This is a genomic window from uncultured Algibacter sp., from assembly GCF_947495675.1.
Lineage (GTDB): Bacteria > Bacteroidota > Bacteroidia > Flavobacteriales > Flavobacteriaceae > Algibacter_B.
In genome coordinates, this window is record NZ_CANLZX010000012.1 from 92,604 (window position 1) to 117,058 (window position 24,455).

General features: G+C 33.0%; 22 protein-coding genes and 1 pseudogene. 13 read left to right on the plus strand and 10 right to left on the minus strand.

The genetic code is table 11. The features are described from left to right. Positions 1 to 32: 32 nt before the first annotated feature. Positions 33 to 908, minus strand: coding sequence for an AraC family transcriptional regulator (locus Q0842_RS09900; protein WP_298497536.1), 876 nt, complete (start codon positions 906 to 908; stop codon positions 33 to 35). 206 nt (positions 909 to 1,114) lie between these two features. Between Q0842_RS09900 and Q0842_RS09905 the strand changes: the two genes are divergently transcribed. The 3 genes from Q0842_RS09905 to Q0842_RS09915 all read left to right on the plus strand — a co-directional run bounded on the left by Q0842_RS09905 (position 1,115) and on the right by Q0842_RS09915 (position 3,529). Next, positions 1,115 to 1,708, plus strand: coding sequence for a hypothetical protein (locus Q0842_RS09905; RefSeq protein WP_298497538.1), 594 nt, complete (start codon positions 1,115 to 1,117; stop codon positions 1,706 to 1,708). 352 nt (positions 1,709 to 2,060) lie between these two features. After that, on the plus strand, positions 2,061 to 2,654 hold the full coding sequence (locus tag Q0842_RS09910; protein WP_298497540.1) for a hypothetical protein: 594 nt from the start codon (positions 2,061 to 2,063) through the stop codon (positions 2,652 to 2,654). Positions 2,655 to 2,926: 272 nt separating this feature from the next. After that, positions 2,927 to 3,529 (plus strand): hypothetical protein, encoded by a 603-nt coding sequence (locus tag Q0842_RS09915; RefSeq protein ID WP_298497542.1) that lies wholly within the window; start codon positions 2,927 to 2,929, stop codon positions 3,527 to 3,529. Between the two features lie 72 nt (positions 3,530 to 3,601). On the opposite strand, the gene Q0842_RS09920 is transcribed toward Q0842_RS09915, so the two are convergent. Continuing rightward, positions 3,602 to 4,675: a PA0069 family radical SAM protein gene (locus tag Q0842_RS09920; protein WP_298497544.1), complete on the minus strand. Its 1,074-nt coding sequence runs from the start codon at positions 4,673 to 4,675 to the stop codon at positions 3,602 to 3,604. Between the two features lie 262 nt (positions 4,676 to 4,937). Between Q0842_RS09920 and Q0842_RS09925 the strand changes: the two genes are divergently transcribed. Next, a complete protein-coding gene (locus tag Q0842_RS09925; RefSeq protein WP_298497546.1) occupies positions 4,938 to 6,338 on the plus strand; it encodes a hypothetical protein in 1,401 nt (466 codons plus the stop codon). Between the two features lie 30 nt (positions 6,339 to 6,368). Here Q0842_RS09925 and Q0842_RS09930 read toward each other — a convergent pair whose 3' ends face one another. The 7 genes from Q0842_RS09930 to Q0842_RS09960 form a co-directional block, all read right to left on the minus strand. Continuing rightward, the gene (locus tag Q0842_RS09930; protein WP_298497548.1) at positions 6,369 to 7,151 is read right to left on the minus strand and encodes an enoyl-CoA hydratase-related protein; all 783 of its coding nucleotides are present in this window, start codon (positions 7,149 to 7,151) and stop codon (positions 6,369 to 6,371) included. 13 nt (positions 7,152 to 7,164) lie between these two features. Beyond that, positions 7,165 to 8,649: an ATP-binding protein gene (locus Q0842_RS09935; protein ID WP_298497550.1), complete on the minus strand. Its 1,485-nt coding sequence runs from the start codon at positions 8,647 to 8,649 to the stop codon at positions 7,165 to 7,167. A gap of 194 nt (positions 8,650 to 8,843) precedes the next feature. Further along, complete coding sequence (locus Q0842_RS09940; protein ID WP_298497552.1) at positions 8,844 to 9,392, minus strand: CopD family protein; 549 nt, start codon at positions 9,390 to 9,392, stop codon at positions 8,844 to 8,846. A gap of 12 nt (positions 9,393 to 9,404) precedes the next feature. After that, positions 9,405 to 10,766 (minus strand): MATE family efflux transporter, encoded by a 1,362-nt coding sequence (locus tag Q0842_RS09945; RefSeq protein WP_298497554.1) that lies wholly within the window; start codon positions 10,764 to 10,766, stop codon positions 9,405 to 9,407. After that, on the minus strand, positions 10,766 to 11,806 hold the full coding sequence (hemH, locus tag Q0842_RS09950) for a ferrochelatase (protein WP_298497556.1): 1,041 nt from the start codon (positions 11,804 to 11,806) through the stop codon (positions 10,766 to 10,768). The genes Q0842_RS09945 and hemH overlap by 1 nt, the downstream gene beginning before the upstream one ends. Before the next feature lie 107 nt (positions 11,807 to 11,913). Further along, a complete protein-coding gene (locus tag Q0842_RS09955; protein ID WP_175473504.1) occupies positions 11,914 to 12,063 on the minus strand; it encodes a hypothetical protein in 150 nt (49 codons plus the stop codon). Between the two features lie 62 nt (positions 12,064 to 12,125). Beyond that, positions 12,126 to 13,025 carry an AraC family transcriptional regulator gene (locus tag Q0842_RS09960; RefSeq protein WP_298497560.1) on the minus strand — a complete coding sequence of 300 codons (900 nt, stop codon included), beginning with the start codon at positions 13,023 to 13,025 and terminating at the stop codon, positions 12,126 to 12,128. 189 nt (positions 13,026 to 13,214) lie between these two features. Between Q0842_RS09960 and hemA the strand changes: the two genes are divergently transcribed. The 8 genes and pseudogenes from hemA to Q0842_RS10000 all read left to right on the plus strand — a co-directional run bounded on the left by hemA (position 13,215) and on the right by Q0842_RS10000 (position 20,739). After that, complete coding sequence (hemA, locus tag Q0842_RS09965; RefSeq protein WP_298497562.1) at positions 13,215 to 14,477, plus strand: glutamyl-tRNA reductase; 1,263 nt, start codon at positions 13,215 to 13,217, stop codon at positions 14,475 to 14,477. After that, positions 14,470 to 16,044 carry a hydroxymethylbilane synthase gene (gene hemC / locus Q0842_RS09970; RefSeq protein ID WP_298497564.1) on the plus strand — a complete coding sequence of 525 codons (1,575 nt, stop codon included), beginning with the start codon at positions 14,470 to 14,472 and terminating at the stop codon, positions 16,042 to 16,044. Before hemA ends, hemC begins: the two co-directional genes overlap by 8 nt. A 97-nt stretch (positions 16,045 to 16,141) precedes the next feature. Continuing rightward, positions 16,142 to 17,173 carry a uroporphyrinogen decarboxylase gene (hemE, locus tag Q0842_RS09975; protein ID WP_298497566.1) on the plus strand — a complete coding sequence of 344 codons (1,032 nt, stop codon included), beginning with the start codon at positions 16,142 to 16,144 and terminating at the stop codon, positions 17,171 to 17,173. Between the two features lie 128 nt (positions 17,174 to 17,301). Then, positions 17,302 to 18,060, plus strand: a complete 759-nt coding sequence (locus Q0842_RS09980; protein ID WP_298497568.1) for an EI24 domain-containing protein — start codon at positions 17,302 to 17,304, stop codon at positions 18,058 to 18,060. After that, positions 18,050 to 18,592, plus strand: a complete 543-nt coding sequence (locus Q0842_RS09985; protein ID WP_298497570.1) for a GNAT family protein — start codon at positions 18,050 to 18,052, stop codon at positions 18,590 to 18,592. The genes Q0842_RS09980 and Q0842_RS09985 overlap by 11 nt, the downstream gene beginning before the upstream one ends. Positions 18,593 to 18,773: 181 nt before the next feature. After that, positions 18,774 to 19,124: pseudogene (locus Q0842_RS09990) on the plus strand (transposase); the annotation flags it as partial. Between the two features lie 315 nt (positions 19,125 to 19,439). Next, positions 19,440 to 20,342 (plus strand): oxygen-dependent coproporphyrinogen oxidase, encoded by a 903-nt coding sequence (gene hemF, locus Q0842_RS09995; RefSeq protein ID WP_298497595.1) that lies wholly within the window; start codon positions 19,440 to 19,442, stop codon positions 20,340 to 20,342. Positions 20,343 to 20,352: 10 nt separating this feature from the next. Beyond that, positions 20,353 to 20,739: a YchJ family metal-binding protein gene (locus Q0842_RS10000; protein ID WP_298497572.1), complete on the plus strand. Its 387-nt coding sequence runs from the start codon at positions 20,353 to 20,355 to the stop codon at positions 20,737 to 20,739. Here Q0842_RS10000 and Q0842_RS10005 read toward each other — a convergent pair whose 3' ends face one another. Further along, positions 20,740 to 23,376 (minus strand): DEAD/DEAH box helicase family protein, encoded by a 2,637-nt coding sequence (locus tag Q0842_RS10005; RefSeq protein ID WP_298497575.1) that lies wholly within the window; start codon positions 23,374 to 23,376, stop codon positions 20,740 to 20,742. Between the two features lie 53 nt (positions 23,377 to 23,429). On the opposite strand from Q0842_RS10005, the gene hemB reads away from it, so the two are divergent. Next, the gene (gene hemB, locus Q0842_RS10010; RefSeq protein ID WP_298497576.1) at positions 23,430 to 24,419 is read left to right on the plus strand and encodes a porphobilinogen synthase; all 990 of its coding nucleotides are present in this window, start codon (positions 23,430 to 23,432) and stop codon (positions 24,417 to 24,419) included. Positions 24,420 to 24,455: the final 36 nt, after the last annotated feature.

Below are 24,455 nucleotides of genomic sequence, written 5' to 3' on the forward strand. Positions count from 1 at the left end.
CTTTAAGTAGCCAATATATATTTCTCAAACTATTATTGAATAATCAGCTTTATTTCTTTTCTATAGTTGGAAGCACTTTTTCCTGTAATGTCATTAAACACTTTGTTAAAATGGGAAAAATTGTTAAATCCACATTCATAACAAACATCGGCAATACTCATTTCACTTTCTTCAGATAGTAATTTAGTTGCATGAACCACACGGTATTCATTAACTACTTGAGTAAACGTCTTACTTGTAGCCTTTTTAAAAAATCTACAAAAAGCAGGTACAGTCATACTTACTTTATCTGCAATTTCATCTAAAGCTATATGGTGTTGAAAATTTTCGCGTATGTACTTAAAAACCGAACCTATTTTTGCACTATCCTGCGCTTCTGGCTCAAAAGCAATACCATCGGCATTTAATAATGTATAATCATCTGTTTTTGCCAAGTGATTTAAAATTTCTAAAAATTTTAATACACGTTTTAAACCATCACATTCTAAAAGCTTTTCGATTTTACGTCCAATTTTCTTTTTGGTATCAATTTGAAAACGAATACCTTTTTTAGCACGTTCAAATAAGGCTACAATACTTGCCATTTCTGGTACATTAAGAAAATCTTCACCTAAAAAATCAGATTTAAACTGTATTATGGTTTCTGTTCCATTAGCTGTAAGCCTATCTGAAAATCCATTATGAGGCAAATTTGCACCTATTAATATCAATTGGCTATTATTAAAATACGATAAGTGGTTACCAATATGTGTTTTACCTTGACCCTTGTTAACGTAAACAAGTTCTAACTCCGGATGAAAATGCCAAAAGGCATTATTTTTATCGGCACTCTCACCATGCTGTTTTACAAGTATTGAACTTCCAAAACTCGGGGTAAGTTTCTCTAAAGTAGGTTTCTTTTTAATCATGAACAGATCGTTTTAATAGCAAATTTAATACATATTATGCATACATTATATATTTAATTACCCTAAATATATACTATATTAACTTAACACTTAATTAACATAGACTTAACAGATAATTTAGCATACAAATTGGCTAAAATTGATGTTTTCTTACATCTACTCTCTATATACCTTTGTACCGTTGAACGTTATAAAAAACCCAGATTATGAAAAATATATTAAAACACACAAAAAAAGGAATTTTAATGGTAGCTCTACTAGCTACGGTTACAGGATTTGCTAATGATGCTAAGGGCATTATTAAAAAAGATGCTAGAAAAACATCTTTAATAATAGAAAATGTAAAAGTTGGTAACCTACTATCTATTAAAGATACTAACGGCGTTGTACTTTATAAAGAATCAATTGATACTAATGGAGTATATACCAAAGGATTTGATTTAACTGCATTACCTGATGGTAAATATAATTTTGAACTTGAAAAAGATTTAGAAATTAATACAATTCCTTTTTCTGTAGAATCTAACATAGTTAGTATTAACAGAACAGAAGAGACTACTTACTATAAGCCTTTTATAAAACAAGAAGACGATTTAGTTTACATAACAAAACTTGATTTAAATCAAGAAGTTGCTTCAATAAATATTTACAGTTATGCTAATGGAGACTATAATTTATCTCATTCAGAAAAAATTGAAGGTGGAAAGGTTATAGAAAAAGTTTTCAAATTAGAAGAAGGAAATTATAAAATTGAAATTAACTCTGCAAATAAAGAGTATACAGCATTCATTAATAATTAGTTTAATGTCTTATTTAGTTTAGTTTAGTTGGATAAGTGGGCTGTGGTGGCCCACTTTCACTTTTTATAAACTTACCAGATCTACTTCAAAATTCAAAATGCTTTTTTTAAGCATTTTTTTTTACAATAGTTATTTATTGTAAAATTACTCAATACAACTACTGTAAATTAACTTAAATAATTAACCTCTGTTTATATATTTAATTATCCACATTATATGCTATTTTAACTTAACATATAGTTAACACTAAATTAACAGATAATATAGTATACAAATTGGCTAAAATTGATGTTTTCTTAAGTCTACTTCCTATATACCTTTGTACCGTTGAACGTTATAAAAAACCCAGATTATGAAAAACGCAATTAAAAACACAAAAAAAGGAATTTTAATGGTAGCTCTATTGGCTACGGTTACAGGATTCGCTAATGATGCAAATTCACTTATAAAAAAAGGAGCTAAAAAAACAGCTTTAGTATTAGAGAACGTAAAAGAAGGAAACTTACTATCTATAAAAGATAGCTACGGTATAATACTTTATAAAGAATTAATTGATACTAATGGTGTATATACAAAAGGATTTGATTTAACCGAATTACCAGATGGTGATTATGTTTTTGAACTTGAAAAAGACTTAGAGGTTAAGACTATACCTTTTACTGTTAAAGCTAGTACTGTTAGTTACAAGAAATCAGAAGAAGCTACTTACTTTAAACCTTATGTTAAACAAGAAAACAATATGGTTTATTTAACAAAACTTAATTTAAATCAAGTTCCAACTTCTGTAAAAGTATTTGCTAATATTGATGGTGAATATAAATTATGCCACTCAGAAATAGTTGAAAACGAAAAAGTGATTGAAAAAGTTTTCAGATTAGGTGAAGGAAAATATAAAATTGAAATTAACTCTAATAACAAAGAGTACAAAACATACATTAATAATTAGTTTATAATGTCTTATTTAGTTTAGTTGGTAAAGTGGGCTGTGGTGGCCCACTTTTATTTTTTAATACTAATGCTTTTTTTTTAAAAGCATTTTTTTTTGCTTTAAAATATTCAGCAATTTTTCACAAAAAACACACTATTAAATCACAATTAATTTACCCAAAAATGATGTAAAATTAACAGATAATTTAGCACATAAATACATCAATATCAATGTTTTACAATTTTTAATTTGGTTTTATATTTGAAGTGTTGAACGTTAAAACCCAGATTATGAAAAATGTAATTAAACACTCGAAAAAAGGAATTTTAATGGTAACTATGTTTGCTACCTTATTAAGTTTCGCAAATGATGTAGCTTTATTTAAAATTAAAAATGATGCTAAAAAAACCTTTCTTACACTAGATAACGTAAAGCAAGGAAATCTACTATCTGTAAAAGATCTTAATGGCATGATCTTGTTCAAAGAATTTATACAAGAAACAGGAACTTACACTAAAGGTTTTGATTTAACTGAATTACCTGATGGAGCATATATTTTTGAGCTTGAAAAAGATTTAGAAATTAACTCAATCCCTTTTACCGTAACTTCAAATGTTGTTCTTTTTGATAAAGAAAATGAAAAAACAATTTTTAAGCCTGTAACTAGAATTAAAGATGATTTAGTGTATGTATCAAAACTTTCTTTAAACAAAGAACCTCTAAAAATTGAAGTGTACTTTAATGCCTATAATGGTTATGAACTTGTATTTAACGAGACCATTGAAGACATAAAGACTATTGAAAGAATTTATAAATTAGATGGTTTAGGTAAAGGAGCTTATAAGCTTGTATTTCATTCAGAAGGCAGGCAATTTACAAAGTATATTAATTAATTCTAACACATTATTTAAGAATTAGTTGTTAAAAGTGGACCTTTAGGCCCACTTTTTTTATGCTCTTATAAGTTAAAATAATTTTAGTTGTCCATTTTTAAAAGGTTCATGCAAATCACAATTAAGTGAAATCATGGATTTATTTTTAAAATATTTTTGTCTAGCCAATTTTACTAAATCATGTATTTGTTCAGCTATTTTTCCTTCCCCTTTCATTCTGGTACCAAATCTAGAATCGTTTAAAGATCCGCCATGGCAGCTTTCAATTTGATGTAAAACCTTCTCTGCCCGATCTGGCATTGTTTTTTTAATCCAATCTGAAAAAATTTCACCAATAGCACCATTAAGCCTTACAATAGTATGCCCTATTGATAATGCGCCATAATCTGAAGCTGCTTTTGCTAATAGCAAAACTTCATGGCTATTTATTGATGGAATAATTGGCGCTAGCATCACATTAACAGGAATACCGTTATCACTTAATATTTTAACGGTTTCTAATCGCTTTTTAATAGTTGTTGTTCTAGGTTCTAAAATACGTCTGGTATCTTCAGACAATGATGTAATTGAAATATTAACAGCAACCAAATCATCTTTTGCTAAAGCTTTTAAAAGCTTTAAATCCCTTAATATTAAAGCATTTTTAGTTATAATACCAACAGGGTGTTTGTACTTTAAAAAAACCTCTAAACATTGTCTTGTAATATTATATGTTTTTTCGGCAGGTTGGTAACAATCGGTATTTCCAGACATAACAATGGTTTGTGCTTTCCAATTTTTCTTTTTTAATTGAGTTTCTAATAATTTTGACGCCTCTTTTTTTACTAAAATGCGTCTTTCAAAATCTAAGCCAGCACTATAACCCCAAAACTCATGAGAATTTCTAGCGTAGCAATAAATACATCCATGCTCGCAACCTTGGTAAGCATTCATAGAATATGCCATACCAACATCTGGACTTGGTACTTTATTAACTATAGTTTTAGGAAACACCTCTAAGTATCGTGTTTTGTTTTTATCGGCTATTTCTCCATCTTTTTCACAGAATTCCAAGAAATCATCACGCAATTCATGACTAAATTCGAAGAAACGATTTGAGACGTTTAGCTGAGCGCCACGTCCTTTTATGGTAGATTTTGGGTTCATGCAAATAAAATTAAAAGATTAATATGCTTAAAGCAGGTCCTTAAAATTAGTCATTATTTAAACCAAAAACTATTAAAATAAATTTGGGTTATCAACAAACTTAAACGCTAAAGTTTTAGATTACAACTTCTTATTTAGTAGTGCTTTTTCGTTTGGGTTAGACAGAAAAATTGTCTAATTTCGTATAACACTTTAATGGAAATTAAACAGATGTTTATTTGTGAAATATTAGCTTTAATTATAAAAACGCAATCAATTAAAAATGGAAAATTATAAAAGTCTGAATTTATTTTATTTATCATTTTCAATCATTTTATTTTTAGTTTCATGTAATTCTTCTGAAGAAGTTATAGAAGAAGAATCTCCAATGGATGAAAATCTAATAACAATTATGTCTGTATCCACATCATCACTTGACTATGGATATACTAACGAAAATCTGTCTTTAATCATTATGAATGATGGTGACACAGATTTTAATTGGACTTGGGACAATAATTCTAATTCATTTCTTGAATTAAACCCTAGTTCAGGTAAATTAAATGCTGGAAATTCAATAGAAGTGAATTTGACATTAGACAGAAAAGACCTTGAAACAAAAAACTATAATTTAGATACTTTTATAACTAATGACGCCGATCAATCACAAACGCTAAACATACAATTTAATCATTTTGTAGATAACAAATGGTTGATAGATGGTAATGTTATTGATGCAGAATATGATAGAAATAATAATGTAATAATTGTTGTTTCAGAAAACCCTAATGAATTAAGAATATTTAACCCTTCAGATAATTCAATTGCATCTGTACCTTTAAATCTTCCCCCATCATGTGTATCTGTTGGTTTAGATGGAGAGTATGCGGTAGTTGGGCATAACGGTTGGTTTTCTTATGTTAATTTATCTACCAAAGAATTGGAAAATAATTTCCCGGTAACAGCCAATGTCTATGATGTAATACTTGCTCCAAATAAATGGGTATATGTTTTTCCAAAAGAAGATCAATGGGAAAGAATAAGATGTATCAATTTATTAAACGGTACTGAAATACTACATAGTGGGAATTATATATTTGATAAAACAAATGTTAAACTTCATCCATCAGGCAATTATATTTATGGTGCAAATAATGGTTTAACGCCTTCAGATATCGAAAAATATGAAATTAGAAATGGAGCCGCGCAATATCTTTATGACTCTCCGTATCATGGCGATTTTGAATTTAACGGAAATATCTGGATTTCAGAAGATGGTAGTAGATTGTTCGCAAAGAGTAGACGTGTCTTTAATTCAACAACTAGTCAATCTAATGATATGACTTATAATGGCGAATTAGAGGGAGATGGAAATATAATGACTTTAGATTATAGTGTTAATGCTAAGAGAGTATATGCCATATTTACAAATAATGATAGTTGGGAAGAAAAACCAAGTAATGTAATTAGAAAATATGAAACTGACTTTTTAGCCTTTAAAGGCACTATTGAACTTCCTGGTTTTCTAATTCCTGACGGATATGGTGGAGGTGAAATATATAAATCTTATGGGCATTTTGGTTTTTTTAATTCAGATGGAACAAAATACTACGTTTTAGTTAAGGTTGAAGAAGGCACAGGAGCTTTAAACGAATGGGCTATTGCTACCATTGATGTTGATTAAAAACAATTCTAACAATAGTTAAAATTCCATTTACACCCCAGGAAAATCAGCCTTGCGCTTTTCTAAAAAAGCGGTAGTACCTACGTGAAAATCGTCTGTTCCAAAGCAATTTCCAAATTCATTTACCTCAACATCATAACCATCTACGCCATCTTTATAATTAGCATTTATAGCTCTTATAGCAGCACTAATGGCAACAGTTGAGTTTCTAGAAATTTTTGCCGCTATTTTCTCGCAAAGCGGTAGCAGCTCTTCTTGGGAGGTAACATGGTTAACTAAGCCATAATTTAAAGCTTGGTCGGCATCAATCATACCTGCTGTCATAATCATTTCCATGGCACGTCCTTTACCAACTAACTGTGGTAAACGTTGTGTGCCACCATAACCAGGGATAACTCCAAGAGATACTTCTGGAAGTCCTAATTTAGCATTATCACTAGCTACTCTAAAATGTGCAGACATAGCCAACTCTAATCCACCACCAAGTGCAAATCCATTTACAGCTGCAATAACCGGAGTAGATAGGTTTTCAACAAAATTAAATAACAAGTCTTGCCCTTTAGCAGCTAAACTAGTTCCTTCGTTTACATTAAAATCTGCAAACTCGCTAATATCTGCTCCAGCAACAAAGGCTTTTTCGCCGCTTCCTGTTACAATAATAACTTTTGTGTTTTTATCTTTATTAGCTGCGTCAAACGCTTGATTTAACTCTTGTATGGTTTCGCGGTTTAATGCATTTAATTTTTTAGGCCGATTAATAGTTATGGTTGTTATACCATTATTTTCTTTTGATATAATATTATTATAATTCATAATTATTAGTTTTTTATTCCTTTGGAAAAGTTACTTTAAAAGTTGTGCCTTTATTTTTTTCTGAAACAAATGATATGCTCCCTTTGTAGGTTTCTACTATGTTTTTAACCATAGCAAGCCCAAGACCCATACCGCTAGTTTTAGTTGTAAATTTTGGCTCAAACACCTTTTCTTTATTCTCTTCTGATACACCTGTGCCATTATCTGCAACAGTAATAACAACATTACCATTATCCTTACCTACATTAATAACAACTTTTGGTGTTTGATTCTCTGGTATAGCTTGAATAGCATTTTTAACTAAGTTAGTTACTACACGAATAAGTTGTGTTCTATCAAATTTAGCTATAATTTCTTCTGCATCTGAAGTGAATACAATATAATTTTCATTAAAAATATCTAAAGCTAGTTTTACAATTTTAACCACGTTAAGTGTTTCGTTTTGTTGCGCTGGCATTTTTGCAAAGTTTGAAAATGCCGAGGCGATAGAACTCATGGTATCAATTTGCTGAATTAGGGTTTTACTGTATTCATCTACTTTTAAATGAATATTTTCGTCTTCTGGATTGAACTTTCGCTGAAAATTTTGAACCGTTAAACGCATAGGTGTTAACGGGTTTTTAATTTCGTGCGCTACTTGTTTTGCCATTTCTCTCCAAGCCTGTTCACGCTCACTTTTTGCTAATTGTACAGCACTATCTTCAAGCTCATCAATCATGCTGTTATACGATTTTACTAAGGCTGAAATCTCTTCACTAGTATCATCTACTTCTATTTTTTCATTTCGTCTTTCTAGCCTCGTAGTATTCATTTTATCGCTAATGGTTTTTAACGACTTGGTGATGTATTTAGACAACCAAAAGGCAATAGCAATGGCTGTTAATAATACCAACATAAAAGCAAACCCAATACGTTTTAAAAACTCCTGTAATTCTTTAACTAAAAAATCGTCTTTTTCTAAATATGGAATATTTAATATAGCAATTGCTTTAGATTTGTTGTTTGTAATGTATGTAAAAGAAGACTGAAAGGTTTCTCCATTTTCTTTATGAATATCAACATGTCTATGATGTGCAATTTCTAAAGCACTATTAAACTCGATGTTTTGTGTTAATGCGTTCATGATTTCGGCATCAATACATTTTTCTGCTATGTCACTTTGCAAACCTGCTTTTGATGAAATTAGAAGTCCACCATCTAAATCGTAAAGATTGATTTGAAGTTTATGAATGTCTGCAATATTGTATATCTCTTCCTTAAAAATTAATGGTATATTTTCGGTTTTTACTTCCCATGTATTTTGCCTGCCATTTAAAACACGCTTTAAATGTGTTTGTATACTAGCTTCTTTACGCTCTAAACGCCCCTCGTGGTAATCTTTACTTTGCTCTTTATATTGATATATTGCTACAGCCGATATAAGCACCGATGCTACTAATACTAGCAATATCATGGCTAAAAAAATACGGGTGCGTAAAGACAGTTTCTTAAGTTTCATTTAAGGAATTATGATTCAATAAATATAGCAATAATCAAACCAAACAGCATAAAGCTTGTTTAAAAAACTAGTGTGGGTTATTAGTTGCGTTAGGGATAGTAGTGGAAAGCCCACAGGGAGTTCCGATAGTTTGCTATCGGATAACCTAGGACTTGTAGCGTATAGCCCGACCTTAGGGTAACGCCCAAATTAATTTAAGCTTCGGGATTTTTGTCTCTTATGTTCTTGTAGACTTTAAAACCTAACATAATTAGCACGCCAAGAATAAATATACCTACAACTCCCCAAATCCAGTTTATGGCACTTTTTAAAATAACTAAAAAGATAACTGCAAATAAAATGAACGTAGCACCCTCGTTCCAGATGCGCATAAAACTAGATGTTTTGTTTACCACACCGTTTTGTAATTGCTTGAAATAGTGATGCGTTTTTAGATGGTAAATAAACAATAACACTATAAAGCCCAATTTTACTTGCATCCATGGTTGATAGGCTAAATATGGATTAATTGCAAATAAACCTAAACCAAAAACCAAGGCTAAAATTGCCGATGGCCATGTAATGATAAACCACAGGCGTTTTGCCATGAGTTTTAGTTGTTTTCCTAAAATTTCTTTTTCGGGTGATGGCTTATGAAAGGCTTCTATTTGGTAAACAAACAAACGCGGAATATAAAATAAACCGGCAAACCAAGTGATTACAAAAATAAGATGAAAGGCCTTTATGTATTGGTAGTATTCCATAATATACGTGGTTTAAGATATTGGTTCGCTTTCTGGATTTAAATTCTTGATAATTTCTCTATTTAAAAAGTAGGCTGTTACTATTGTAGCTAATACATCGGAAATTGGAAAAGCTATCCACACACCTAATTCGCCATAAAACATAGGTAAGATAAAAATTAGTGGAATAAAGAAGAAACCTTGTCTTAATAAAGTTAGCAATAAGGCTTGTTTTGCTTTACCAATAGCCTGAAAATAAGCTGCACCAATAAGTTGTAGTGCAATTATTGGTGTAGCCGCAAATACCCATCGCATGGCTGGAGGTGTTTGTAACATGACCTCGGCATTATCTGTAAAAAGCCGAGTTATAGCTTCGGGAAACACCATTAATAAAATAAAAACTAAAGTGGCTAAACCCGCTGCGTATTTAATGGCGGTATAAATACTTTCTTTAACTCTTGCATATTTAAACGCACCATAATTAAACCCTGCAATGGGTAAAAACCCTTGTGTAATGCCATAAACCGGAAACAAGGCAAACATTAACATACGCCCTACAATGGCATACGCGGTAACCGATGTTTCGCCACCAAGGTTGAACAAAATATTGTTCATAAACAAGTACGTAATACTCACTACGGCTTGTCTTGCTAAGGTTACAAAACCTAATGATGCGATTTCTAAAACGATTGGTTTTTGGAGTCCGAAATGGTGTTTTTTAATTTTTAACTCGGAGTTTTTAGATAAGAAAAACCAAAAAATAAAAGCAAAACAAAATACATAAGCTAAGGTAGTTGCCCAAGCAGCTCCTGCCATTCCTAAATCTAAAAGGTTTATAAATATATAATCTAAAAGCAGGTTACCTACCGATGGAATCATCATGGCATACATGGCAAATTTTGGTTTTCCTTCTGCTCGAATTACCGTATTTCCCATCATGGATAGTGCTAAAAAGGGCACGCCATAGAGCACAATAGTATAATATATTTTGGCGGGCTCTAAAATATTGCCTTTTCCGCCAAAAGCAGGTAAAATACCATCTATAAACCACAACCCTGCAATAACCATAGAAATGGTTAACACTAGGGTTAATGTAATTTGATTACCAAAAGTTTTTAACGCTTTATCTGGATTGTTAGCACCTAAAGCTCTAGAGATTATTGAAGAACCACCGACACCGATAGACATACCTAAGGCTGCAATAAAAAAAGAAACTGGCAACACCACGTTAATAGCCGCAATAGCTGTTGAGCCTATCCATTGCCCAACAAAAATAGTGTCTACTAAAATGTTTAGAGACATGACTAAAATACCAATAGATGCAGGAATGGCTTGCTTAACTAAAAGTTTGCTTATGGGTAAAGTTCCTAAATCTTGTGATGCTGTTTTAGCCATTAAACGGTTAGCGATTTTTTAACAGGCGTCCATTCTTCAGCGATATTAGCAATAACCTGAGCAAAATCTTCACGATCGTTTAAGCACGGAATTACAGTAAAATCTTTTCCGCCAACCTCATGGAATAACTCTTCGCCTTCCATGGCAATCTCCTCTAAAGTTTCTAAACAATCGCTAACAAATGCTGGAGTTACAATTGCCATTTTTTTAATACCTGCTTTCCCTAATCGCTCTATAGTACGATCGGTATAAGGTTGCAACCAAGGATCGAAACCTAGTCTAGATTGAAAGGATGTTGAATATGTGCCATTTTTCATGCCTAATGCTTTAGCAACATTAACCGTGGTAATTTCACATTGGTGTCGGTAACAAAACTCGTGTTGCTTACTTCCTTTTTTAAAGCAGCATTTACCATCCATTTTACAATTACCATTAGTAATATCACTTTTTCGAATATGGCGTTCTGGAACCCCATGATAACTAAAAAGGATATGTTCGTAATCTAAACCTTCTAGTTTTTCTGCTATACTTTTTGAAAGTACTTTTATATAATCTTCACGATGATAAAAAGCTGGCGTCCGTGTTATTTTTACTCCCGGAAAATGCTCTGAAACCAACTCATCGACCTTAACATCGATAGTTTCGGTGGTAGCCATGGCAAATTGCGGATATAACGGAATGGTTTTTATTTCTGTACAGCCTTTATCAACTAATTCTTGAAGGCCTTTTTTTATGGTCATGCTACCATAGCGCATGGCTAATGCAACAGGCATTTCTAGTTTTTCTTGAACTTTATCTTGAAGTTTTTCGGATAATACAATTAGTGGAGAACCCTCGTCCCACCATATTTTTTTGTAAGCTGCCGCCGATTGTTTTGGTCGTGTATTTAAAATAATACCTTTTACTAAAAGGGTTCTTGCCCATAACGGTACATCAATTACGCGCTTGTCCATTAAAAACTCACCTAAATACTTTTTTACATCTTTAGGACTTGGACTATCAGGCGATCCAAGATTTACTAATAAGATTCCTTTTTTCATATTGCAAAAATACGATAGAAATAGCAATGAAAATGTATAGTATAAAATATTTTAACTGTTATACTATAAGTAAAAATTATAAATCCTAACTTTAGTATTATAAAATCTTATTTATCGTTCTGATGATATAACTTTGGGCGTTCCTCGTTATAATCTAAATCTTGAAAAATACCGCAAGACACATTTGTTCTTGCTAAAGATTTAGTAATTTCCATGTGCTTGGATAGCGCTTCAATTTCTGGACTTAGGTATTTCATAGTATTAAGGGCATTTGTTTTTATCTTAGTCTAAGATAAGAGAAAAAGCTTACAATAAAAAATCACCCCAATGACATCACGTATTTTTTAGGTGTTGTTCCATACTTCTTTTTAAATGCAGCAATAAAATGGCTCGAAGTACTGTAGCCAACCTTGTGCCCGACTTCATTTACATTATCGTTTCCTGCTTCTAACAATTTTCGCGCTACTTCCATTTTATAATCCAATAAAAAACTAAAAACCGAGTCGCCATAAATTTGCTTAAAACCTTCTTTTAGCTTTTTAAGACTTAAACCAATTTCGTCTGCTAATTCCTGTAACCCTGGTGGTTCTGCCATGCGTGAAATAACAATTTCTTTGGCTTTTCTAATTTTTATAACATTGGTTTCATCCACCAAAAACGGACATTGCTCTACATCGGCATCTTCACTTCTATTAAAATATAAACTTAACAGCTCGTATGCCTTTCCTTTAAAATACAACGATTTTATAGATTGGTTAAGGTTGTAGTTTATGAGCTGATTTAACACAATAGCCATAGAGGGCGAAATTACACCATCTTTATAGTACTTTTTATCCTTATTATCATCACTTAAAAAGGTAATATAATCGGCTTCTTGAGAAAATAAGCCATGAAATTTTTTAATAGAAATCAATACAGAAACCATCCATGAATGGGGATTTAACTCTAAATGAATAGGAAGATCGCGTTGCGGATTGTAAAGTAGCAAAGAGTTTTCTTCAAGAATACTTAAACGATAGCGTCCTTCGTTAAATACAAACTGACTTGAACCTTTTACGCAAAAGTGAAATTGAATATACTCGCTATCTATTTCTTTAGCAAGAGATTGCATTTGGCTATTATCATTTTTATATGTTAATACCAAAACACCATCATCAACAGTTGTTTCGTTAAAAGTACTTTTAGCGATACTTTTATCGTTATTTATTTCTTGATTCATATTCATTTTATTTAGATTCATTCTAAATTAAACAGTAAAAACACGCCCAATTCACTACAAAAATATGACATTTATCATATTTTACTAAAAAACAACGTTAAAAAACCACAATCGATACAAAAAGTTCCTTGAGCGTTACTTTTTAACAAACCATCATTATATTTTTGCTTCACATTTTCAGGTATAGCAATGCAGAAGTACAACATTAGTAAAAGTAGTTCCTTTTATGCTATTGGTTTAAGTTACAAAAAAGCCGATGCAGACATAAGAGGTCATTTTAGTTTAGACGAAGAATCTAAATTAGCATTGTTAAATCAAGCAAAAGAAAACGATATTGAAAGTTTAGTAGTAACTTCTACTTGCAACAGAACTGAAATTTACGGTTTTGCTCAACACCCTTTTCAACTTATTCAATTGCTTTGCGATAATACTCGTGGTACCGTTGAAGAATTTCAAGATGTGGCTTATGTTTACAAAAACAAAGACGCAATTTCTCATATGTTTCGTGTTGGTTCTGGATTAGATAGTCAAATTCTTGGTGACTTCGAAATTATTAGTCAACTAAAAATTAGCGCAAAACTATCTAGAAAGCACGGCTTATTAAATCATTTTACAGAGCGTTTAGTTAATGCTGTAATTCAAGCTAGCAAACGTATTAAAACAGAAACTGATATTTCTTCAGGAGCTACTTCTGTATCTTTTGCTTCTGTTCAATATATCTTTAAAAATGTTGAAAATGTTTCTGATAAAAATATTTTATTATTCGGAACAGGTAAAATTGGAAGAAATACTTGCGAAAACTTGGTGAAACATACCAAAAACGAACATATTACTTTAATTAATAGAACTAAGAATAAAGCTGAGCAAATTGCCGGAAAATTTAATTTATTAGTTAAAGATTATGCGAATTTACAAGAAGAAGTAAGTACATCTGATATTTTAATTGTGGCTACTGGCGCACAACGCCCAACTATTGATAAACACATTATTCAGTCTAAAAAACCGTTATTAATTTTAGATTTATCTATTCCTAAAAATGTTAACGAAAACGTTCAAGAATTAGATAATGTATCCTTGGTGCATTTAGATCATTTATCTCAAATTACCGATGAAACTTTAGAAGCTAGAAAGGCACATATTCCTTCCGCGGAAGCGATTATAGAAGACGTTAAAGCAGAATTTAACAGCTGGTTAGAAACTAGAAAATTTGCTCCTACCATTAAAGCTTTAAAACATAAATTATCAGATTTCGCTAGTGCAGAATTAAATACACAACGCAAAAAAAATGCTGACTTTAATGAAGCACAAGCCGAATTAATTAGCAATAACATCATTCAAAAAATCACCAATCATTTTGCACATCATTTAAAAGATGATGATGTCTCTACTGATGAAAGCCTGGAACTTATTAAAAAAGTATTCCAATTAGAACCGTCTACAAAAAATGTCTAAAACCATAAGAATTGGTACTCGCGATAGTGAATTAGCACTATGGCAAGCCAACATTGTTAAAAAATTACTTGAAGAAGCTGGCCATAAAACCGAACTCGTACCTGTAAAATCTACAGGCGATTTAGTTTTAGACAAACCCCTTTACGAGCTTGGAATTACTGGTATTTTTACAAGAACACTAGATATCGCCATGTTAAATAACGACATCGATATTGCTGTGCATTCTTTAAAAGATGTGCCAACAATTTTACCAAAAGGCATTATACAAGCTGCTGTTTTAAAACGTGGCAATGTTAACGACACCTTAGTTTTTAAAGACAATGAGGAGTTTTTAGGCGCAAAAGAAGCCGTTATTGCTACCGGTAGTTTACGCCGCCGTGCGCAATGGCTAAACCGTTTTCCAACGCACACAATTACCGATTTACGTGGTAATGTAAATTCGCGTTTACAAAAACTGGAAGATAACGACTGGAATGGAGCTATTTTTGCCGCTGCAGGTATTGGCAGAATTGGAATACGACCAGAAGAAGCTATTAATTTAGATTGGATGATTCCTGCTCCTGCACAAGGCGCAATTATGATTACGGCTTTAGATGAGGACGATTTTGTAAAAGAAGCCTGTGCCGCATTAAACCACGAAGAGACAGAAATTTGCACCACTATAGAGCGCGAATTTCTAAATAAACTAGAAGGTGGCTGTACAGCTCCTATTGGTGCATTAGCATACATTAAAGATGAAGAAATTAACTTTAAAGGTGTATTGTTAAGTCCAGATGGAACCAAAAGAATAGACGTTACCCGAGTTAAAAAACTAGGCGAACATCATGATATGGCTCAATACTGTGCCGATTTTGTAATTGAGCGTGGCGGTAAACGCTTAATGGATAACATTAAAAATTCAGACAGAAAAACAAACGTATATTCTACAAAGAGTTTTACCGAAGACCAACGTTTACTGTTTCATGAAAAAGTAGTTGCAGAAAGTTCAGATTTTATCAAAATAAGCCTAAATCGTATTGCGCCACGTTTATTAAAAAATGAAATCGAAAACGTAGTGATTACCAGTAAAAACGCGGTAGAATCTTTAACTACAAACTATTCGGCCATAGAGTTACAATTTAAAAATATTTACTGTGTAGGCCGCAGAACAAAACGTTTGGTCGAAAATAAAATAGGCAAGGTTAAGCATACCGAAAAGAATGCAAAAAAACTTGCCGAATATTTAGTAGATTATATTGAAGGTAACGAGGTAACTTACTTCTGTAGCGATTTAAGGTTAGACGATTTACCTAACATTCTTGAAGAAAACAATATTAAAGTTAACGAAATAGAAGCGTATCAAACCAAATACGATGGTGTAAAAGTTAACGACTCGGTAGAATCTGCTATGTTTTACAGTCCATCAACCGTTGAAAGTTTTGTTAAAGCTAATAATATAGAGGTTATTGCATTTTGTATTGGCGAAACCACAGCCAAAGAGGCCAAAAAACATTTTAAGGATGTAAGGGTGGCAAAGGTACCAACTGTAGAAAGTGTAATTGAATTAGTAAACGAACATTATATATAATTGTTACTAGTTGTTGGTTGTTGGTTAGTAGTCTTACCACAAACCTAAAACAACTAATAACCATTAACCAACAACTAGTAACGAACAACTAGCAACCATGTTAAAAAACGATTTATTTTTACGAGCATTAAAAGGAGAAACAGTTAATCGTCCACCCGTATGGATGATGCGTCAAGCAGGTCGTTACCTTCCAGAATTTATGGAAATAAAGGCTAAATACGATTTCTTTACACGTTGCCAAACGCCAGAGTTAGCAAGCGAAATTACCGTACAACCTATCCGTCGTTACGGCATGGATGCAGCCATTTTATTCAGCGATATTTTGGTAATACCTCAAGCCATGAATATTGAGGTACAAATGAAACCAAATTTTGGTCCGTATTTACCAAACCCTATTCGCTCTCAAAAAGATGTCGATAATGTTATTGTTCCAGATGTAACCGTAGCTCTAGATTACGTTTACCAAGCCATAAAAACAACCAAAGAAAAACTTAACGACGAAATTCCGTTAATAGGTTTTGCAGGCTCACCATGGACCATTTTATGCTATTGCGTGCAAGGTCAAGGCAGCAAAAATTTCGATAAAGCCAAAGAGTTTTGCTTTACAAACCCAATTGCAGCACACCAATTATTACAAAAAATTACAGATACAACTATAGCTTACCTTAAAGAAAAAGTAAAAGCAGGATGTAACGCTGTGCAGGTATTCGATTCTTGGGGCGGTATGCTGTCACCAGTCGATTATCAAGAATTCTCATGGCAATATATCCAACAAATTATAGATGCATTAAAAGACGATGCTCCGGTAATCGCCTTTGGTAAAGGGTGTTGGTTTGCGCTCGACGAAATGGCTAAATCTGGTGCTTCTGCACTTGGTATAGACTGGACCTGTTCTGCGCGTAACGCACGTTATTTAACTGGCGGCAACATTACACTACAAGGTAATTTCGACCCAACACGTTTATTTTCTCCACCGGCACAAATCAAAAAAATGGTGCACCAAATGATTAACGATTTTGGTAAGGATAAATACATTGTAAACCTTGGTCACGGTATTTTACCAAACATTCCATTGGATAATGCCAAAGCGTTTATCGATGCCGTAAAAGAATACAAAAGCCCCTCTTAATCTCCCCAGAAGGGGAGAAACTCTTACTTAATTTAATATTTAAAAAAAATTAAATTGAGAACGAAAGTTAAATAATAAACACGAATCTAATTCCCTCTCCTTATGGAGAGGGCTAGGGAGAGGCTTCTATGATAAAGAACATCATTTCAGGAATTAAAGCATACTTCGGTGCTTTCAGTCTAATTTCAAAATTAAAACTCTGGAAATATTTTGCTATTCCTATGCTAATTAGCCTAGTAACCGCAATCGTTGTTTTTGGTTCAGCTTACGGTTTATCAGATAATATTGGTGCATTCATATCAAAAATCTGGATATGGCATTGGGGTAGAGAAACATTCGCGTCCATAAGTAATTTTATTGGCGGAATAATCATCGTGGTTATTGGGCTCATCCTTTTTAAACACATCATTATGGCATTATCAGCGCCATTTATGAGTCCCGTTTCCGAAAAAATTGAAGCTCATTTTACAGGTAATCCACCACATTCACACCGAAATACAAGCTTTTCAGAACAATTATGGCGAGGTATTCGAATAAACATAAGGAACCTATTTAAAGAACTATTGTTTACCATTCCTATTCTGCTTTTAAAATTTATTCCCGTAGTAAATATATTTTCAACCATTTTACTGTTTATACTACAAGCTTATTATGCCGGTTTTGGTAATATGGATTACACACTAGAGCGTCATTATAACTATAAAGATAGCTTACAATTTGTTAGCAAACACAAAGGTTTAGCAATAGGTAACGGTATTGTTTTTATTCTGTTTTTATTAATTCCGGTAATTGGTGTAATTTTAGTGCTACCCTTATCGGTAACAGCAGCTTCAACAAAAACGGTAGAAGCGATTCAAATTAAAAACAAACCCATACATGCAGCTTAACTTTGCATCTTATCGCATTACACCTATTCACCCAAAAGATGGATGGTCTTTATGCAGCTTTGCTGTAACCAACGAAGACCGATTAAAACGCTATTTCCCAAAAACTTTAGAACAGAATTTAACACCCAATTTATCAAATATTTTTGTTGCTAAAAAAGCAAAACAGTTTGAATTCGAAGAAGAATTTTTATTCACTATTAAGGAAATTGAAACCCACAAATTAATTGGTTTAGTGTATATTAAAGAAGTTAATTGGACTACCAAACAAGGCGAATTCGCGTATTGCATCGACTACAATTTTGAAGGTAAAGGCATAATCACCGAAGCCGTAAAACAGCTATCAGACCACGCCTTTGAGAACTTAGGTTTACAAACGCTTCAAATTATAGCGCATAAAAGTAATATAGGTAGTTTAAAAGTTGCTAAAAACAACAATTTTACGCATATTAAAACATTAAAAAACGAACACACACCTCCAGGAGAACAACCTTTAGATATGGAGTTGTTTGAGCTATATAAAGAGATTGAATAAATGAAAGTAAGACCTGCGAGGTTTTTAAACCTTGAAAGTCTCTTATCTAAAAAGTAAAAATGATTTGGTAACGAAAACCTGCGGAGTTTATTCGACCTGCGAGGTTTCCAAAACCTTGTAGGTCTCATATCTAAAAACACATTTACCAAGCATACTAAAACGCTATAGATCAAAAGTTAAAATGAAACTCGAAATATTAGAAAAAGGTAATTATTATCACATCTTTAATCGAGGTGTAAATGGCGAAACCATTTTTAAAAGTGATGATAATAAAATTTATTTTTTAAATCTCGTTCAAAAACACTTAGACCATAAAGCAGCTATTTTAGCCTATTGCTTAATGGATAATCATTTTCATTTCTTATTAGAAATTATATCCGAAACTAAGGAAGCAAATCAATCTATTTCAAACCTGTTCAACGCCTACGCAAAAGCTTTTAATAAACAACAAAATAGAACAGGAAGTTTGTTCGAAAAACATTTCCGAAGAAAAAGAATAGATACAGAAGCTTATTTAAAAAATGTTATTCTATACATTCATACAAATCCTCAGCTTCATAAAATTAGCAATAATTACAAAAACCACGAGTTTTCATCATTTCGCATTTACAATAATAACAGCTTAAAAAACATAGTGTCTATTGATAAATCTTATGTCATTCAACAGTTTAATGACTTAAATAATTTTATTTTTGCTCATAATGAATATTTATCGTTGCCTGATAATAATTTAGGTACAGACCTACAAGGTTTTAAAAACCTCGCAGGTCAAGAAACTTTTACCAAAAACGAGAAGCAAAACCAGCGAGATCTTAAAGACCTTGAAGGATTGAAAGACAAACAATCAATGAAAGATAAATTCTACCAATACATACAAAATTTACAAGACAGCATAACCTCAAAGCTCGAAGCTGTTGATGGTAAAGCTAAATTTCAAGAAGACATTTGGAAACGACCAGAAGGTGGTGGTGGCCGCACGCGTGTTATTGAAAACGGTAATGTTTTTGAAAAAGGAGGCGTTAACATTTCTGGCGTTCATGGTAAATTACCAGACAGCATGCAAAAGTATTTTGGCGTAGAAGATGCCGATTTTTTTGCCTGCGGATTAAGTTTGGTTCTGCATCCTAAAAACCCAATGGTACCAACCGTACATGCCAATTGGCGTTATTTTGAAATGTATGATAAAGCAGGAAACATTGTAGACCAATGGTTTGGCGGCGGACAAGATTTAACGCCATATTACCTGTTTGAAGACGATGCTAAACACTTTCACCAAACTTGTAAAACAGCTTGCGATAAGCATAATCCAGAATTCTACCCAAAATACAAAGCACGTTGCGACGAGTATTTTTATAATGCTCACCGAAACGAAGGCCGAGGTTTAGGCGGTTTATTTTTCGATTATTGCAAAACTACCGATGATATGAGTATGCAAAACTGGTACAACTTTGTAACCGAAGTTGGTAATAGTTTTCTAGAAGCTTATGTTCCTATTGTTGAAAAACGTAAAGATTTACCATATACAGAAGCCCAACGCAATTGGCAAGAAATTCGTCGCGGACGCTATGTAGAGTTTAATTTAGTACACGATAAAGGCACACTTTTTGGCTTAAAAACTAACGGACGTATAGAAAGTATTTTAATGAGTTTACCACCGCATGTACAATGGGTTTACGACAACCATCCGGAAGCTGGAAGCGAAGAAGAAAAACTTATTAAAGTATTACAAAACCCCATAAACTGGGTTTAAAAACATTATTATGGACTGTTACTGCGGAAGTTTAAAAACCTACTCGAATTGCTGCCAAAAGGCTCATATAAACATAACTGAAGCTAAAACCGCGGAGCAACTTATGCGATCTAGATATGCGGCTTTTGTTAAAGCCGATGGCGATTATTTAATGGCAAGTCATCATGCTTCTACCCGACCAATAAAAGAAAAAGCGTCGATTGTAAAATGGGCAAAACATGTAGAATGGATAAAGTTAGAAGTTCTAGAAACAACAAAAGGCACCGAAACCGATATCGAAGGTACTGTTACGTTTCAGGCGTATTTTTATGAGAAAGGAAAAGTGGATATCATTTATGAAAAATCGGCTTTTGTAAAAGAAAACAATACGTGGTTTTATTTAGGGTTGAGTAAATAACTACTTCCAAACAATCACCTCTTTGGACACCTCTTTAAAGGCATTATAAGCATGAAATAATCGTGCCTTTAAAAGAAGTTTTCGGCCATCAACTTGTCGTGTAAACACCAATTTATTTCTACCCAAAAATTTTGTCCAATGCTTCTTAAAAACGAGTGCATTTTCCTTCTTGTTGCCAAAAATTTCAGGAACAGGATAAAAATTTTCAACGTTAAGTCGTTTTCTAAAAAAACTGGTCTTTATAATTAAATATCGAGGCGAATCTACAGGATCTAACATTTCGGTTAATGCTCTAGAAAATAAAGCACTCTCATAATTATTAGCTCCAACTAGCATACATACCACATCACCTTTATCTAAACGCGCTGCAACCACTTCAATATTTTGAATATTAGTATTTAAAAGCTTCAACTCATGCATGGTATTAAGTATGGCTAAACCTATTTTTTTAATCTTTTTATGCAAGTATCCATAACGTAAATACAACGACACCGCTTTGTATAATTTTAAACCAAAACGAAACACAAAAGCACCCATAAACGCATAAATAAAATACGTTAACCCGCGACTAATTATAAGTTGCAGACCTTCTAGAATAAACTCAAAATAAAACCACAACATGGTTACCGATAATTCGGCAACAAAAAACCGAACAACATCAAAAAAATAAATTTGCTTTTGGGCTTTGTAAGGTTTCTCATCTAGATAAAGCCATTTAACTTGTTTAGTTAATTTTGTACCGCTTCCAATGGAACTTGCCCATTGCTTTGTTATTACTGGTCTTTGTCGAGATTTCTGTAAAGTTTCAGCATTTAGACTATCAATAGCTTCTACCGATAGGTTTTCAGGAAAATTAAGACGATCAAAACCATTAGATATAAAAGGAATTGAGGTGTTTGTAATACCAACAAAGGCCTCAAAACGTCGTTTTAATATATCAACTTCTCGTCCGCCATCTGTTGCCGTTGGGTCTACACAAGCTAAATGCCAAATGTTTCCAGTTTTATTAGGTTTGCTTGCATCCTTTCTAATCGCTCTACCTCGCATTTGGTTTGATGACACAAAAGACCCCACAAAAGAAGCCAAAATTAAACTGTTAATTGAAGGTGCATCCCAACCTTCGCCTAACAACGATTTTGTTCCTATTAAAACCTTTATAGTACCATTCTCGAAAAGCTGCGTAAGTATTTCGACTATCGATTTTTCGGGTTTACCTTTAGTCGTTACTTCCAAAAATTCGTGATCACTAACTAGAGGAGAAAACGAAAAATTATCCATATTCCCAATCGCTTCAAAAGCCTTTAAAATAGAAGTGTGGATTATAACCAAACTACCTGTTAAAACAGCTAATTCCTTGTTAGGAGAACAATATGTTTTCACATATTTAAAAATAGGCAAAACACCAATTTTATTAATGGTTTCAATAGCTTGTTTAGAGGTGTTTAAAAACTCTTTCCGGATATAATCGGTTAAAATGACACAGCTTAAATTTTGTCCTAAAGCTTCCCTTTCGGAGGCCACAATCTTTACAATACTTTTAAGCTTGCTCGGGCTATACGCCAAAGATTTATAAAGCAATTGCTCGCCAACAAAATTCACTTGGTTGCGCTCTAATACATTAAGTCGTCTTAGTTTTTTTTCCAGCGTTACAAGATAATCTTCGTGAGTTAGCAGAGTTTCTCTATCTGTAACTAAAAGGTTTTGAAGTAGAATTTCCAACCATTCTAAATTGAGTTTTGGAAACTGAATGGTTTCATTTTTATTAAAACCCAAAATTTCTAAAGTTTCTGCTTCAATGGAAATTCCATAGGCATTCAAAAAAATTAAAATGGATGAGAAGTAGGATGTATTCGTGTAAATTTCATCCAAATGAACCTTTGGATTCTTATAAAACCTATGATTTTTAAGAAGCGCTATAAACGATTCATCATGCAATACATCATCTTGAAATTTTGAGATTTTTTGTCGGTATTCAACTATGAAATTAATTTCTAAATCGTTGGGTTTCGAAAAATATACAAAATCTTGATGCGGACATAAATCGTTTTCTTTTACCAAATCGGGTACCGCAATTTCATCGTCTACCTCGCCACACAATGTAAAGTATTTGGTAAGCTCACTTCGGCTACTATCGTAAGGTGGTGTTGCAGTTAGTGCCACTACAAAAAACGAATTACGGTTTTTTAAAGCCATCAAACATTTCCACCAAGTACTTTTTAAATGGTGTGCTTCATCTAAAACTACGGTTTCAATATTATGGGTTTCGAAAAATTTAAAATAATCTTCTTCATCTTCAAAAGATTTATAAAGCGCATGAAGCGATTGGTAGGTTGAAAACGTAATATCACTAGGCGATTTTATGTTAAAGGAACAGGCCTTAAAACTATTGCCTTCAGTAAAAAACTCCTGCAGCCTACTTTCCCATTGATTTCTTATAGTTAGCGTAGGTGCTAAAACCAATGTCTTTTTGCCTAATCGCCTTAAAATTTCGATTCCTAAAATGGTTTTTCCCGATCCTGGAGGCGCAATAACATGAAAATGGTGGTCTAAAATATGACTATCAAAATTTTTTAATAGAGTTTCCTGATAACTTCGCCAAGGGAACTTAAATTCTAAAACACTTAGGGATTCTAGCAATACAAAATGAGTTTTAATGATTAACTTTGTATTTGATAAAAGTAACAAAAACTATGTTTCCATTACGAAGAAATAGAAGATTAAGAACCAACGCAGCCATTCGCGCTTTAGTTCGTGAAACCGTTATAACACCAAACGATTTTTTAGTACCGCTTTTTGTGGTTGAAGGCAAAGGCATAAAAGATGAAATTCCGTCGATGCCAAATTACTTTCGCTATAGTTTAGATTTGCTGGAAGGCGAGGTTAAAGAACTTTGGAAGCTAGGTTTAAAATCGGTGTTACTTTTTGTAAAAGTGCCAGATAATTTAAAAGATAACCAAGGAAAAGAAGCCTTAAACCCTAACGGATTAATGCAACGCGCCATTAAAACCGTTAAAAATGTGTGCCCAGATATGTTGGTGATGACCGATGTGGCTTTAGATCCATATTCAGCCTACGGACACGATGGTATTATTGAAAACGGACAAATTATAAACGATGAAACCGCTGAGTTTTTAGCAGAAATGAGTGTTTCGCATGCTACCGCTGGAGCCGATTTTGTGGCACCAAGCGACATGATGGACGGTCGTATTCTTAGCATTCGCGAAGCTCTAGAAGATGAAGGTTTTATTAATACAGGTATTATGAGCTATTCTGCAAAATATGCCTCGGCTTTTTACGGACCTTTTCGCGATGCTTTAGATTCAGCTCCTGTTGATTTAGTAGATATTCCGAAGGATAAAAAAACCTACCAAATGGATTTTGGTAACCGTTTTGAAGCCATTCGTGAAACCGAAATGGATATTGACGAAGGTGCCGATATCGTAATGGTAAAACCAGGTCTTTCTTATTTGGATGTTTTAAGAGACATTAAAAACGAGGTCGATGTTCCTGTAGCTGTATATCAAGTTTCTGGCGAATACGCCATGATAAAAGCTGCTGCCGAAAAAGGTTGGCTAAACCACGACCAAGTGATGATGGAAACTACCATGGCATTTAAACGTGCTGGTGCAGATATTATAGCTAGTTACTTCGCAAAAGATGTAATTAAATTAATTTCGTAGCTTTTATTTTCCTTTCGTCTAATAGTAAACAGTTTT

Coding starts and splice junctions, on each gene's coding strand:
- Q0842_RS09900 (WP_298497536.1), bottom strand. CDS start 908: ATGATTAAAAAGAAACCTACTTTAGAGAAACTTACCCCGAGTTTTGGA.
- Q0842_RS09905 (WP_298497538.1), top strand. CDS start 1,115: ATGAAAAATATATTAAAACACACAAAAAAAGGAATTTTAATGGTAGCT.
- Q0842_RS09910 (WP_298497540.1), top strand. CDS start 2,061: ATGAAAAACGCAATTAAAAACACAAAAAAAGGAATTTTAATGGTAGCT.
- Q0842_RS09915 (WP_298497542.1), top strand. CDS start 2,927: ATGAAAAATGTAATTAAACACTCGAAAAAAGGAATTTTAATGGTAACT.
- Q0842_RS09920 (WP_298497544.1), bottom strand. CDS start 4,675: ATGAACCCAAAATCTACCATAAAAGGACGTGGCGCTCAGCTAAACGTC.
- Q0842_RS09925 (WP_298497546.1), top strand. CDS start 4,938: ATGGAAAATTATAAAAGTCTGAATTTATTTTATTTATCATTTTCAATC.
- Q0842_RS09930 (WP_298497548.1), bottom strand. CDS start 7,151: ATGAATTATAATAATATTATATCAAAAGAAAATAATGGTATAACAACC.
- Q0842_RS09935 (WP_298497550.1), bottom strand. CDS start 8,649: ATGAAACTTAAGAAACTGTCTTTACGCACCCGTATTTTTTTAGCCATG.
- Q0842_RS09940 (WP_298497552.1), bottom strand. CDS start 9,392: ATGGAATACTACCAATACATAAAGGCCTTTCATCTTATTTTTGTAATC.
- Q0842_RS09945 (WP_298497554.1), bottom strand. CDS start 10,766: ATGGCTAAAACAGCATCACAAGATTTAGGAACTTTACCCATAAGCAAA.
- hemH (WP_298497556.1), bottom strand. CDS start 11,806: ATGAAAAAAGGAATCTTATTAGTAAATCTTGGATCGCCTGATAGTCCA.
- Q0842_RS09955 (WP_175473504.1), bottom strand. CDS start 12,063: ATGAAATACCTAAGTCCAGAAATTGAAGCGCTATCCAAGCACATGGAA.
- Q0842_RS09960 (WP_298497560.1), bottom strand. CDS start 13,025: ATGAATCAAGAAATAAATAACGATAAAAGTATCGCTAAAAGTACTTTT.
- hemA (WP_298497562.1), top strand. CDS start 13,215: ATGCAGAAGTACAACATTAGTAAAAGTAGTTCCTTTTATGCTATTGGT.
- hemC (WP_298497564.1), top strand. CDS start 14,470: ATGTCTAAAACCATAAGAATTGGTACTCGCGATAGTGAATTAGCACTA.
- hemE (WP_298497566.1), top strand. CDS start 16,142: ATGTTAAAAAACGATTTATTTTTACGAGCATTAAAAGGAGAAACAGTT.
- Q0842_RS09980 (WP_298497568.1), top strand. CDS start 17,302: ATGATAAAGAACATCATTTCAGGAATTAAAGCATACTTCGGTGCTTTC.
- Q0842_RS09985 (WP_298497570.1), top strand. CDS start 18,050: ATGCAGCTTAACTTTGCATCTTATCGCATTACACCTATTCACCCAAAA.
- hemF (WP_298497595.1), top strand. CDS start 19,440: ATGAAAGATAAATTCTACCAATACATACAAAATTTACAAGACAGCATA.
- Q0842_RS10000 (WP_298497572.1), top strand. CDS start 20,353: ATGGACTGTTACTGCGGAAGTTTAAAAACCTACTCGAATTGCTGCCAA.
- hemB (WP_298497576.1), top strand. CDS start 23,430: ATGTTTCCATTACGAAGAAATAGAAGATTAAGAACCAACGCAGCCATT.